Origin of the sequence: Nonomuraea sp. NPDC049158 (assembly GCF_040648335.1) — a bacterium.
Lineage (GTDB): Bacteria > Actinomycetota > Actinomycetes > Streptosporangiales > Streptosporangiaceae > Nonomuraea.
Genome location: NZ_JBEZDM010000015.1, coordinates 56,949 through 69,954, shown reverse-complemented (window position 1 = coordinate 69,954; position 13,006 = coordinate 56,949). Strand labels below are relative to the sequence as shown.

General features: G+C 70.1%; 12 protein-coding genes. All 12 read left to right on the top strand.

Annotation, left to right across the window (positions count from 1 at the left end):
- Positions 1-25: 25 nt before the first annotated feature.
- The 12 genes from AB0B61_RS29995 to cmk all read left to right on the top strand — a co-directional run bounded on the left by AB0B61_RS29995 (position 26) and on the right by cmk (position 12,954).
- Complete coding sequence (locus AB0B61_RS29995; protein WP_358438662.1) at positions 26-1,690, top strand: CTP synthase; 1,665 nt, start codon at positions 26-28, stop codon at positions 1,688-1,690.
- On the top strand, positions 1,687-2,298 hold the full coding sequence (locus AB0B61_RS29990) for an NUDIX hydrolase (protein ID WP_358438660.1): 612 nt from the start codon (positions 1,687-1,689) through the stop codon (positions 2,296-2,298). The genes AB0B61_RS29995 and AB0B61_RS29990 overlap by 4 nt, the downstream gene beginning before the upstream one ends.
- A 15-nt stretch (positions 2,299-2,313) precedes the next feature.
- A complete protein-coding gene (locus AB0B61_RS29985; RefSeq protein ID WP_358438657.1) occupies positions 2,314-3,219 on the top strand; it encodes a site-specific tyrosine recombinase XerD in 906 nt (301 codons plus the stop codon).
- A 206-nt stretch (positions 3,220-3,425) separates the two neighbouring features.
- Positions 3,426-4,277, top strand: a complete 852-nt coding sequence (locus tag AB0B61_RS29980; protein ID WP_250905916.1) for an AAA family ATPase — start codon at positions 3,426-3,428, stop codon at positions 4,275-4,277.
- Positions 4,274-5,086: a segregation/condensation protein A gene (locus tag AB0B61_RS29975; protein WP_358438654.1), complete on the top strand. Its 813-nt coding sequence runs from the start codon at positions 4,274-4,276 to the stop codon at positions 5,084-5,086. Before AB0B61_RS29980 ends, AB0B61_RS29975 begins: the two co-directional genes overlap by 4 nt.
- 385 nt (positions 5,087-5,471) lie before the next feature.
- Complete coding sequence (scpB, locus tag AB0B61_RS29970) at positions 5,472-6,062, top strand: SMC-Scp complex subunit ScpB (protein WP_358438972.1); 591 nt, start codon at positions 5,472-5,474, stop codon at positions 6,060-6,062.
- Positions 6,059-8,158, top strand: a complete 2,100-nt coding sequence (locus tag AB0B61_RS29965; protein ID WP_358438651.1) for a pseudouridine synthase — start codon at positions 6,059-6,061, stop codon at positions 8,156-8,158. The genes scpB and AB0B61_RS29965 overlap by 4 nt, the downstream gene beginning before the upstream one ends.
- A gap of 69 nt (positions 8,159-8,227) precedes the next feature.
- A complete protein-coding gene (aroH, locus tag AB0B61_RS29960; RefSeq protein ID WP_357639298.1) occupies positions 8,228-8,587 on the top strand; it encodes a chorismate mutase in 360 nt (119 codons plus the stop codon).
- A 69-nt stretch (positions 8,588-8,656) separates the two neighbouring features.
- The gene (locus AB0B61_RS29955) at positions 8,657-9,784 is read left to right on the top strand and encodes a prephenate dehydrogenase (protein WP_358438648.1); all 1,128 of its coding nucleotides are present in this window, start codon (positions 8,657-8,659) and stop codon (positions 9,782-9,784) included.
- 199 nt (positions 9,785-9,983) lie between these two features.
- On the top strand, positions 9,984-10,649 hold the full coding sequence (locus AB0B61_RS29950; protein ID WP_358438645.1) for a hypothetical protein: 666 nt from the start codon (positions 9,984-9,986) through the stop codon (positions 10,647-10,649).
- A gap of 203 nt (positions 10,650-10,852) precedes the next feature.
- Positions 10,853-12,052, top strand: a complete 1,200-nt coding sequence (locus tag AB0B61_RS29945; protein ID WP_358438642.1) for an FAD-dependent oxidoreductase — start codon at positions 10,853-10,855, stop codon at positions 12,050-12,052.
- A 245-nt stretch (positions 12,053-12,297) separates the two neighbouring features.
- Positions 12,298-12,954: a (d)CMP kinase gene (gene cmk / locus AB0B61_RS29940; protein ID WP_358438639.1), complete on the top strand. Its 657-nt coding sequence runs from the start codon at positions 12,298-12,300 to the stop codon at positions 12,952-12,954.
- Positions 12,955-13,006: the final 52 nt, after the last annotated feature.

Genomic DNA, 13,006 nt, shown 5'->3' with positions numbered 1-13,006 from the left:
CACACATCGACCCACGGGAGCCCCTTTGCGCAGCGCATCGCAAACCAAGCATCTATTCGTCACCGGCGGTGTCGCCTCCAGCCTAGGGAAGGGGCTCACCGCCTCCAGCCTGGGCCGTCTGCTCAAGGGACGCGGTCTCCGGGTCACCATGCAGAAGCTCGACCCCTACCTCAACGTGGACCCCGGGACGATGAACCCGTTCCAGCACGGCGAGGTCTTCGTCACCGACGACGGATCCGAGACCGACCTCGACGTCGGCCACTACGAGCGGTTCCTCGACACCGACCTGCACGGTTCGGCGAACGTCACCACCGGCCAGGTCTACTCCAACGTCATCGCCAAGGAGCGGCGCGGCGAATACCTGGGCGACACGGTCCAGGTCATCCCGCACATCACGAATGAGATCAAGGACCGCATCCGGGGCATGGCGGGTCCTGAGGTCGACGTGGTCATCACCGAGGTGGGCGGCACGGTCGGCGACATCGAGTCGCTGCCGTTCCTGGAGGCCGTACGCCAGATCAGGCACGAGGTCGGCCGCGACAACGTCTTCTTCCTGCACGTCTCGCTGCTGCCGTACATCGGCCCGTCCGGCGAACTGAAGACCAAGCCGACGCAGCACAGCGTGGCCGCGCTGCGCAGCATCGGCATCCAGCCCGACGCGATCGTGCTGCGCTCCGACCGGCCCGTGCAGACGGCGATCAAGCGGAAGATCAGCCTGATGTGCGACGTGGACGAGGACGCCGTGGTCTCGGCCGTGGACGCGGCCTCGATCTACGACATCCCCAAGGTGCTCCACTCCGAAGGGCTCGACGCCTATGTGGTGCGGCGGCTCGGCCTGCCCTTCCGCGACGTGGACTGGAAGGAATGGGAGGAGCTCCTGCGCCGGGTGCACCGCCCGGCCAAGGAGGTCACCATCGCCCTGGTCGGCAAGTACATCGACCTGCCCGACGCCTACCTGTCCGTCACCGAGGCGCTGCGGGCGGGCGGGTTCGCCAATGACGCCCGCGTCAACATCCGCTGGGTCAAGAGCGACGACTGCGAGACGCCCGAGGGCGCCGAGCGTGAGCTCGACGGCGTCGACGGCGTGCTGATCCCCGGCGGGTTCGGCGTGCGCGGCATCGAGGGCAAGATCGGCGCGATCCGCCACGCCCGGGAGGGCAAGATCCCGCTGCTCGGCATCTGCCTCGGCATGCAGGGCATGGTCATCGAGGCCGCGCGCAATCTGGCGGGACTCGAAGACGCCAATTCCAGCGAGTTCGACCCGGACGCCAAGCACTCGGTCATCTCCACGATGGCCGACCAGGAGGACGTCGTCGCGGGCGAGCGCGACATGGGCGGCACCATGCGCCTGGGCAGCTACACCGCCAAGCTCGGCGAGGGCACCCTGGCCAGGCAGCTGTACGGCGGCAAGGCCAAGGTCGCCGAACGCCACCGGCATCGCTACGAGGTCTCCAACGCCTACCGCGAGCCGCTGGAGAAGGTCGGCCTGGTGTTCTCCGGGCTGTCGCCCGACGGCCGCCTGGTCGAATACACCGAGCTGCCCGTCGAGGCCCACCCGTTCTTCATCGGCACCCAGGCCCACCCCGAGTTCCGCTCCCGGCCGACGCGGGCCAACCCGATGTTCAAGGGGCTGATCAACGCCGCGCTCGCCTACGCCGACAGCCGGGTGACCTCGAAGGTGGCCAAGTGAGGGTGGAAGACACGCCCGAGGCGTGGGAAGTTCTCGAATCCAAGGACCGGTTCAAGGGCCGGGTGGTCCAGGTGGTCACCGACACGGTTCGCATGCCGAGGGACACGGTCGCCGACCGCGACTACGCCGTGCACCCCGGGTCCGTCGCGGTCCTCGCGCTCGACGAGCAGGACCGGGTGCTGCTCATCCGGCAGTACCGTCACCCGACGCGCCACCTGCTCTGGGAACTGCCCGCCGGATTGCGCGACGTGGAAGGCGAACCGCTGGTCACCGGGGCCGCGCGGGAGCTGGCCGAGGAGGCCGGCTACCGCGCCGAGACCTGGCACACCCTGGTCGATCTCTACACCTCGCCCGGTATGTCCAACGAGCGGATCCGGGTGTTCCTGGCCCGCGGCCTGTCGAAGATCCCCGAGGACGAGAACGGCTTCGTCCACGAGCACGAAGAGATCGACATGCCGATCGAATGGGTCCCTCTACCCGACGCGGTAGAAAGGGCGCTCATGGGAATGATCCACAATTCCCCGACCGTGGCCGGTATCCTCGCCGCATATGCGGCTTCGGTCGAGGGATTCGCCCTGTTGCGCCCCGCCGACGCCAAGGAGGCGTGACGGAAGGACCACTTCGTGGAGGCGGTGCTCTCCAGCTACCTCGCCCACCTGACGGTGGAGCGGGGCCTGGCTGCCAACACGCTGGCGTCCTACCGCCGTGACCTGGACCGCTACTTCGAGCACCTGCGCTCACGCGGCCGTGTGTCGCTCGGCGAGGTGGGCGAGGCCGACGTGCTCGACTTCCTCGCCGCGCTGCGGGAAGGCGACTGCGACCACCCCGCCCTCGTGGCCAGCTCGGCCGCGCGGGCGGTGTCGGCCGTCCGCGGCCTGCACCGCTTCGCGCTGCGCGAGGGCGTCACGGCCCACGACCCGGCGCACGAGGTACGCCCGCCGCGACAGCTCCGAAGGCTGCCCAAGGCGATCACCGTCGACGAGGTCGAGCGGCTCATCGCCGCCTCCGGCCCCGACGGCGCGCCGCTGACCCTCCGCAACCGCGCCCTCCTGGAGGTCCTGTACGGCACGGGCGCCCGCATCTCCGAAGCCGTCGGCCTGGCCGTGGACGACCTGGAGGCCGAGCAGGTACGGCTGCGCGGCAAGGGCAGCCGTACCCGGGTGGTGCCCCTGGGCCGCTACGCCCGCTCCGCGCTCGACGCCTACCTCGTCAGGGCCCGGCCCGGCCTCGTGGCCCACGGCCGGGGCACGCCCGCCGCCTTCCTCAACGCCAGGGGCGGGCGGCTCACCCGGCAGGGCGCCTGGGAGGTGCTCCAGGCCGCCGCCGAACGGGCCGGACTCGCCGGGATATCTCCGCACGTTCTCCGTCATTCCTTCGCAACCCACCTCCTTGACGGCGGAGCCGACGTTAGGGTGGTCCAGGAGTTGCTCGGCCACGCCTCGGTGACGACCACGCAGGTTTACACCCTGGTCACGGTCGACAAACTTCGCGAGGTATACGCCGCCGCGCATCCCCGTGCCCGGCAGTGATCTATAGTCATTTGCGACGTGCGGCACTTCGGCGTGCCGCCTTGCCGCGTTAAGTGGTGACGCCATAGTGTCCGTCCGGACGGTCCGGTTCGGGATCGTCAGGGAGGTTCGAGCTGGTGACTGTGAAGACCAACGGTTCGACCCCGGGGACCCCCGACAACCCCTGGGGAGACACGAAGACCAACACGCCTTCCATAGGCGTGAATCTGGGCCCCACCCGGCGTCCCCGCCCGGTGTTCCCTGAACCTGTGGCGCCCGAGATCCACGGGCCCGCGCGGGTGGTCGCGATGGTCAACCAGAAGGGTGGGGTCGGCAAGACCACCACCACCATCAACCTGGGCGCCGCGCTCGTCGAATACGGCCTCAAGGTGCTGCTCGTCGACTTCGACCCGCAGGGCGCGCTGTCCGTCGGCCTCGGCATCAACCCGCTCCAGCTCGACCTCACGGTCTACAACCTGCTCATGGAGCGCAACGTCACCGCCGAGGACGTGCTGCTGGAGACCGGCGTCGAGGGCCTCGACCTGCTGCCCAGCAACATCGACCTGTCCGCCGCCGAAGTCCAGCTCGTCACCGAGGTGGCCCGCGAGCAGGTGCTCGGCCGCGTGATCAAGCCGCTGCTGCCGCACTACGACGTCTGCCTCATCGACTGCCAGCCGTCGCTCGGCCTGCTCACCATCAACGCGCTGACCTGCGCGCAGGGTGTCATGGTGCCGCTGGAGTGCGAGTTCTTCGCGCTGCGCGGCGTGGCCCTGCTCATGGACACCATCACCAAGGTGCAGGAACGGCTCAACGAGGACCTCGAGATCGAGGGCCTGCTCGCCACCATGTACGACGCCCGCACCCTGCACGGCCGCGAGGTGCTCGCCCGCGTCGTCGAGGCGTTCGGCGACAAGGTCTTCCACACCGTGATCAACCGCACCGTGCGCTTCCCCGACGCCACGGTGGCCGGCGAGCCGATCACCACCTTCGACCCGTCGTCCCTGGGCGCCAACGCTTACCGTGAGCTGGCCCGCGAGGTGCTGTCCCGCTGGCCGGCACCTGCGACAATGGCCAGGTGACGGAGACAGAGCCACAAGGGTTCAGGGTCCACCTGGACGTCTTCGAGGGGCCCTTCGACCTGCTCCTCGGTCTGATCTCCAAGCACAAGCTCGACATCACCGAGATCTCGCTCTCCCAGGTCACCGACGAGTTCATCGCCTACATCCGGGCTCGTGGCCCCGAGTGGGATCTCGACGTGACCAGCCACTTCCTGCTGGTCGCGGCCACGCTGCTCGACCTCAAGGCGGCCCGGCTGCTGCCCTCGGGCGAGGTCGAGGACGAAGAGGACCTGGCTCTGCTGGAGGCCCGCGACCTGCTGTTCGCCCGGCTCCTGCAGTACAAGGCGTACAAAGAGGTGGCGAAGGTCTTCTCCGGCCGCATGGCCGAAGAGGCGCTGCGCTTCCCGCGCACCGCGCCCATGGAGCCGCAGTTCGCCAACCTCCTCCCGCAGCTCATCCTCGGCATCAGCCCCGACGACCTGGCCCGCATCGCCGCCCGCGCCTTCGTCCCCAAGCTTCCGCCCACGGTCAGCGTCGGGCACATCTACCAACCGCTGGCAAGCGTGCGGGAGCAAGCCGCTATTCTGGTTGCTCACCTGCGCCGCATGCGGCGGGCCACTTTCCGGGCCCTGGTGGCCGACTGTGACGGCACCATCGAGGTCATCGCCCGCTTCCTGGCGGTGCTGGAGCTCTTCCGGGAGTCCGCGGTCACCTTCGAACAGGTCGAAGCCCTGGGCGACCTGCACGTGACCTGGACCGGGTCGGACGAGGGAGACGTCTCGGTAGGGGACGACTACGAGGAGAGCGCGGAGAAGACGGCTGATGACTGACCGCTTGGACGACACCCCGCCTCGCGAACCCGCCCCCTTGCCCGCCTGGATGACCCTCCCGGGCTCGCTGGCCACCACGAGCACGGACGAGGGGCTGGACGACGGGCCGGAGGCCCCGCCCGCGATCGACGAGGCTCCGTACGTGGTCGAGGAGGCAGAGGTCGCGCCGTCCGAGCCGGAGGTGGACGACCGGCTCCAGGAGCCGTCTCCCGAGCCGCACGTGGCCGATGGGCTTCAGGGCACGTCGCCTGAGCTGGATGCGGACGACCGGCTCGTCTCCCCTCACCTGGACGACCGGCTCCCGGAGGCGTCCATCGAGATGGACGACGAGCTTTGGGACGCGTCCCTTGTGCCGCCCGGCGCGGAGGTATCCGAGCCCGCCGGTCTGGACGACGTACCCGATGAGCCCGCCGAGAACGACCCCCAGGGCGGCGGCCCGACGCTCGGGGCGGCGCTTGAAGCCATCCTGATGGTCGTGGACGAGCCCGTCCCCGAAGTGACCCTGGCACAGGTGCTCGAACGCCCCACCCACGAGGTGAGCACCGCACTCCGGGCCTTGGCCGCGGAATACACCCAAGCCGGGCGGGGTTTCGATCTGAGAGAAGTGGCAGGCGGTTGGCGGTTCTACACGCGAGCCGACTGCGCCGCGCTGGTCGAGCGGTTCGTCCGCGATGGCCAGCAGACCCGGCTCACCCAGGCCGCGCTGGAAACCCTCGCGGTCGTCGCCTACCGGCAACCGGTGAGCCGCGCACGAGTCGCCGCGGTCCGCGGCGTCAACAGCGACGGCGTCATGCGGACGCTCGTCGCCAGGGGCCTGGTCGAAGAGGCCGGCACCGACCCGGAGAGCCAGGCAGTGCTCTACCGGACAAGTTCATACTTCCTTGAACGCCTGGGACTGAAGGACATCGGCGAGCTCCCCGAGCTCGCCCCCTTCCTCCCCGACGACGTGGAAAACCTCGAGGAGAATACAAAGTGATCAACAGGCGCAGCACCCCGTCCGGTGATGGACGCGGTCGTGGACGCACCGGCGGCGCGAGCCGTGGCGGCCGTCCCGCCTTCCGCTCCGACGACTCGCGCGGCGGTTCCCGCCGTGAGGGGTTCCGTAGCGGTTCCCACCGAGACGATTCCCGCGGCGGACCCCGCCGCGATGACAGTGACCGCGGCGGAGCGCGCCGCGACGACAGTGACCGCGGCTACAGCCGCGACTCCGGAAGCGAGCTGGGTTCCGGCCGCGACTCGCTCCGCGCCGACCGTGGCGGTTCCCGCGCCCGGTACGGCAGGCCCGCCTCCGGCGACTCCCGCGACCGTTCCGGCTCGGCGGGCGACCGGGGCGGCTACAACCGTTCCAGCTCAGCGGGCGACCGGGGCGGCTACGACCGTTCCTCCCGTGACGACCGTCCGTCCCGCGAGCGTACGTACCGCGACGACCGCTCGCCCTCCCGCGACGACGACCGTCCGGCACCCGGAAGCGACCGTGGCGGCTACTCACAGTCCCGCGGCGACCGGGGCGGCTACTCGCAGTCCCGTGGCGGCTCCGCACCATCGCGCGGCGGCGACCGTGGCGGATATGGCGCGCAGTCGCGCGGCGATCGTGGCTACGGCGGGTCTTCCCGTGGCGAGCGCGGCGGCTACGGCTCGTCCTCCGGGGGCGACCGAGGCGGCTACCGCTCTGACCGCGGCGGCTCCGGCCCTCGGGAGGGTGGTGGCCGTGACGGCTACCGTCCCCCGCGCCGTGACGACCGTGGCGGTTACCAGGGCGCTCGCAGTGACGACCGGGGTGGCTTCCGTCCCCCGCGTAGTGACGACCGGGGTGGCTTCCGGCCCGCCCGTAGTGACGACCGGGGCGGCTTCCGCTCCGACCGTCGTGACGACCGTGGTGGTTTCCGGCCCGAGCGTCGTGACGACCGTGGCGGTTTCCAGGGCGCTCGTGACGGTTACCAGGGTGACCGTCGTGACGACCGGGGCGGATCGCGTCCCGAGCGTACGGAGGACCGTGGCGGCTTCCGGGCCGACCGTGGTGGCCGTCGAGACGGCGGTTCCCGTACCGAGGCCCCGAGGAGCGGCTACAGCCGCGGAGAGTCCCCGCGGACCGGCAACGGCCGCGGCGAGTCAACCCGTGCCCGCTTCGGGCGGCGTGACGACGCCGGCTCGCGCCGCGACGCCGGCCGCCCGAGCCGTACCCCCAGGCGCGACGACGTTCAGACCATCGGCGGGCGTACGTCCGGCGGGCGGGACGGGGCGGCCACCGGTGCGCCGCGCGACCGGTTCAAGACCGCTCGCCAGCCCATGCGGGATCGCAATTTCTTCCCCGACGGCTACACCGACGAGCGCGACACCACGGAGGTGCCCGGCGGCGTACGGCTGCAGAAGGTGCTCGCCCAGGCGGGCGTGGCCAGCCGTCGCGCCTGCGAGGAGATGATCGGCGACGGTCGCGTCACCGTGAACGGGCAGGTCGTACGGAGGTTCGGGGCCAAGGTGGACCCGGCGGCGCAGGTCATCCACGTGGACGGCAAGCGCATCCCGACCGCCCCCGACCTGGTCTACTACGCCCTGAACAAGCCCATCGGCGTCGTGTCCACCATGGACGACCCGCAGGGCCGGCCGTGCCTGGCCGACTATGTGGAGGAGCTCGCGCCGAGGCTGTTCCACGTGGGCAGGCTCGACACCGAGACCGAGGGGCTGCTGCTGCTCACCAACGACGGCGAGCTGGCCAACCGGCTGACTCACCCGAGTTATGGGGTGCAGAAGAAGTACTGGGCGAAGGTCCCGGGCCCGATTCCGCGTGATCTGAGCCGTCGGCTCAAGCAGGGTATCGAGCTGGAAGACGGGCTCGCGAAGATCGACTCCTTCTCGATCGTGCAGGAACACGGCCAGCAGGCGCTGGTCGAGGTCGTTCTGCACGAAGGCCGCAATCACATCGTCCGGCGGCTGCTGGAAGAGGCGGGTCATCGCGTCATCGACCTGGCCAGGATCGAGTTCGGGCCGGTCAAGCTGGGCCGTACCAAGGCAGGCACCGTCAGGGCGCTGTCCCTGAAGGAGGTCGGCGAGCTTTACGCCGCCGTGAAGCTGTAATCTGGCGGGAACGCAGGAGCCCGTGCGAACCTCCGCACGGGCTTCACCGCTATAGAGGGGTGTAATCACATGGTGCGGGCGATCCGCGGGGCGATCCAGGTGGACGCCAACGACCGTGGGGCGATCATCGAGGCGACCACGGAGCTGGTCAGCGAGATGATGGGGCGCAATAAGCTGACCACCGATGATGTGATCAGCGTGCTGTTCACGGCGTCTCCCGATCTGACGGCGGAGTTCCCGGCGCTGGCGGCGCGGAAGCTGGGCTTCCACGACGTACCGCTGATCTGCTGCACCGAGATCGACGTGCCGGGCGCGCTGCCCAGGGTAGTGCGCCTGATGGCCCACGTGGAGACGGACCGGCCGCGCTCCGACATCCAGCACGTCTATTTGCGCGGCGCCGTCGCACTCCGCCAGGACATCGCCCAGTAACGACGGGCTCATCCGCTTCCTGCTCACCCGACCGAGCTACTCCGACGCCAGATAAATCAGGACATCTACATGGCCTCCGAACTCCGCACCGTGCTGGTAGTCGGCACCGGTCTCATCGGCACCTCAATCGCGCTGGCGCTGCGCGAGCGCGGGCTGCGCGTGCTGCTCGCCGACCACGACCAGGGAGCGGTACGGCTGGCCCGGGAGCTCGGCGCGGGCGAGGAATGGCACCCGGAGGCCGCTTCGGCTTTGGCTTCGGTTTCGGCCCCGGGTGAGTCCGGCGAGACGATCGACCTCGCGGTGCTCGCGGTGCCGCCCGCGCACGTCGCCGGTGAGCTGCTGGCGCTGCAGCGCAACGGCACGGCCACGTTCTACACCGACGTGGCCAGCGTGAAGGTGGAGCCCATCGAGCGGGCCGCCCAGCTGGGCTGTGACATGTCCACCTACGTCGCCTCCCACCCCTTGGCCGGACGCGAGAAGTCGGGCCCCGGAGCCGCCAGGGCCGAGCTGTTCCTGGGCCGCCCGTGGGCGCTGTGCCCCACTCCCGACGCCACACCGGAGGCGAGGGCGGCCGTACTGCGGCTGGTGGAACTCTGCGGCGGCAACCCCATCGAGGTGGACGCCACAGAGCACGACCAGGCCGTGGCCGTCGTCTCCCACGCCCCCCACGTCACCGCTTCGGCTGTCGCGGCCCGGCTGGCGGACGCGTCCGACATCGCGCTCGGCCTGGCCGGGCAGGGCGTACGCGACGTCACCAGGATCGCGGGCAGCGACCCGGGCCTCTGGCTCGGCATCCTGTCGGGCAACGCGACGCCGGTGGCCGAGGTGCTGGAGGCCATCTCCCGCGACCTGGCCGAGGCCGCTACGGCGCTCCGCGCGCTGGCCGACGGCGACGGCACGGTCACGCAGGAGATCACCCAGCTGCTCAAGCGCGGCGTGGCCGGTCACGGCCGCATCCCGGGCAAGCACGGGGGTCCCGCGCCGGCGTACGTGGTGGTCCAGGTCGTCGTCGGCGACCGTCCTGGTCAGCTGGCCAGCCTCTTCCAGATCTGCGACGAGGTCGGGGTCAACGTCGAGGACGTTCGCCTGGAGCACGCTCCCGGCCTGCCGCTGGGCATCGCCGAGGTCTCCGTGCAGCCGGACGCGGCGGCCGTCCTCACCAAGGCTCTGCACGAACGGGGCTGGCAGGTCCCCTGAAGCGGGCACCGCAGGCTCCAATCTTGCCGGGGATACGACGTCCGATCAGCAGAAAAGTGCCTTGACCAGCAGAAAAGCCCCCAAAGGCTTCTTCATGTGGCTGGTGACGTAAGACGATCAGCGATCGTTTGCGGATGATCCTTCCCAAGGGCGTCACGCCTATTTTCATCCCGATCATTGGAACGACCGGAGGCCACCGGTGCCCTCGATTCACGACTTCATGACCTGGGAGCCGCTGCTCGCGGCGACGGCGGCGGTCGTCACCCCGCTCGACGCCGCGGTGCAGGGGCTGGTCGGCTCACCCGGCTGGATCGCCTTCGGCGACAACGGCGGCGGCGACCGGATCGCGGTCGACCTCACCCCAGGCCCGCGCGGACACGTGGGGCAGCTCATCGTGCTCGACCATGAGCAGAACATCGGCGCCGCCCTGCTCGCCGAATCTCTCACCGACCTGGTGGTGAACCGGCGCAGCGGCTGGCACTCCGACCGTCGCGGCGACCAACCGCCGGCCGTAGTCAACATCCGGAGCCTGACAAGCCTCCAGGCCGCCGCCCACCCTGAGCTGGAGGTCCTGAGCATCGGCGTCTGGGATGGTGAACCTCTCAGCCTCGCGCCCGTCACAGCCGATCACGGCCATCGCCAACGAACTCCTCGCTCTCTGGGACCGCCCTCCGATCACCCAGACCATCATCGAGGGTCACCTCGGTCCCGCCGCGTAGTTTGCGACGACAACCAGCGGAGTCGACGGCTCGCCCGCATGGCCGCTGGGCTCGGTCGGCGCCATCACGGCCTGGCGCCACGCCCGCGAGGACAGCACTCCACTGCTGACGGTAGAGGGCAAAAGTTGCTCATCGTCACGCGGTAATCGGATTCCTGTGGCGGTGGCCACAAGGGTTCCCGGGTGGTTCGTCACGCGACCGTCTCGATCTCTGTAGCGGTCCGCCGGGGCGGGTGTCCCTGGGAGGGAACCCCCTTCCGGGGTGGAAGAACGGCGCCGATGTCACATTCCTGGCGGCTCGCTCCGTCTTCAGCGCGGAATCCCACCGGAGTTCGCAAGGAGCCAGGGACATGACGAACATTCTGATTCTGGGCGCCGGCTACACAGGCATCGCGGCCGCGATCAGGGCGGCCACCCGGACGCGCCGCTACGGCGGCAAGGTGACACTGGTCAGCGCCTCCCCACGGTTCACGGAGCGGCTGCGGCTGCACCAGACCGCCGCGGGTGAACGGCTTCGGGACCACGCGATCGCCGACATCATCGCCGGCACGGGCATCGACCTCGTCCTGGTCCGCGTGAGCGCCCTCGACCCCGAACGGCACGAGGTCACCGTCAACGGCGTGGTCACCATCAACGGCGTGGCCACCGTCGACGGCGAAGGCGCGGACACCCGGCGCGTGATCGCGTACGACAAGCTGATCTACGCTCTCGGCACCGTCACCGACGCCTCGACCCCCGGCGTGGCCGAGCACGCCTACGTCTACGACGATCACGACCAGGCCGTACGACTCGCGCGACGCCTCAGTGAGCTCGACCGGGGGACGGTCGTCGTGGCCGGTGGCGGTCTGACCGGCGTCGAGTCGGCGACCGAGCTCGCCGAAGCGCACCCCAACCTGCGCGTCGTCCTGCTCAGCCGGGGCCGTCCGGGCTCGATGATGGGGGAGAAGGCCCGCGCCTACGTCGAGCGGGCGATGGACCGGCTCGGCATCCAGGTACGCGACGGTGCCGAGGTCACCAAGGTGCTGCCGGACGCCGTCGAGCTGGCCGGGGGCGAGCTGGTCCACTCCGACGCGACGCTCTGGACCGCCGGCACCAAGGGCCTGCCTCTGGCCGCCGAGGCGGGGCTGACGGTGGACGGGCAGGGCAGGATCGTGGTCGACGCCGCGCTCCGCTCGGAGTCGCACCCGGACGTCTACGCCGTGGGCGACGCCGCCGCGGTGCGCCAGCCCTACGGCGTCATGCACGGGACCTGCCAGGGCGGCATCCCGACGGGCCTGCACGCGGCCGACGCGCTCGCCGACGGGCTGCGCGGCCGTGCGGTGAAGGCGTTCCGGTTCGGGTACGTTCATCAACCCCTCAGCTTGGGGCGCAGGGACGCGGTCATCCAGTTCACCCACCCCGACGACACGCCGCGCAGGGCGTACCTGAAGGGGCGCTGGGCCATCGCCTACAAGGAGACGGTGAGCGGCAGCCCGATGCCCACCTACCGCTTGCTCAAGCACGGGCTGGTGCCGGTCGGCCTGTTCCGGCTGACGGCCGGCCTCAAGTGATGGCGGGTGGCGTGTGTCAGGGCTTGGCGACCGCCTGATCGACCGCCTTGGAACGGTATCCGGCCAAGTGCGCGGTATGGGGACGTGGTCGGCGGATGGTCGAGCGCGGTATGGGGACTGTGGTCGGGCAGGGGGTCGCGGCGGACGCCGGATTGCCCAGCTGGGCGTAGGGCATGCGTGCGAGGCGGTAGCCTCTTCAGGTTGGAGAAGAAACGTGCAGTGGGAAACGTGAAGAGGGAGAGGCCGTGACCGGTCTGGTCGTCGCCATGGACGGTCCCGCGGGGTCGGGCAAGTCGAGCGTGTCGCGTGGAGTCGCTCGCGCACTCGGGCTGCGCTACCTGGACACCGGGGCGATGTACCGGGCGATGACCTGGTGGATGCTCCAGCAGGGCGTCGACCTGGCCGATCCCGCCGCTGTCGCGGCCCGCGCGGGCGAGCCCGAGATCACCTGCGGCACCGACCCCGACGGCCCGTCCATCCACGTCGGCGGTGTCGATGTGGCCGGGCCGATCCGGGAGGCTGAGGTCACCGGTTCGGTCTCCGTCGTCGCGGCGGTTCCCGAGGTGCGCGCGCGTCTCGTTGACCTGCAGCGGGAGATCATCGGCGGCGGCGACATCGTGGTCGAGGGCCGCGACATCGGCAGCGTGGTCGCCCCCGACGCCACCGTCAAGGTCTATCTGACGGCCAGCGCCGAGGCCCGTGCCCTGCGCCGTACGGCGGAGCTGAGCGGCACCACGGTGGAGGCGCAGCAGGCCGCGATGGCCAAGCGTGACACCCTCGACTCCACGCGCAAGACGGATCCACTCTCGATGGCGGCTGGCGCCGTCGAGCTCGACACCACGCCGCTGACCCTCGAAGAGGTCATCGGCGAGGTGCTGAGTCTGATCAAGGAGCGCACCTGACAAGGGTGCGGTACTCACAAAGGATGAAAAATCGTGTCAACGGGGGATTGGG

What these genes read in the sequence shown, in the direction of transcription:
- aroH (WP_357639298.1), top strand. Translation starts at nt 8,228, where the DNA reads ATGGTGCGGGCGATCCGCGGGGCGATCCAGGTGGACGCCAACGACCGT.
- AB0B61_RS29955 (WP_358438648.1), top strand. Translation starts at nt 8,657, where the DNA reads ATGGCCTCCGAACTCCGCACCGTGCTGGTAGTCGGCACCGGTCTCATC.
- AB0B61_RS29945 (WP_358438642.1), top strand. Translation starts at nt 10,853, where the DNA reads ATGACGAACATTCTGATTCTGGGCGCCGGCTACACAGGCATCGCGGCC.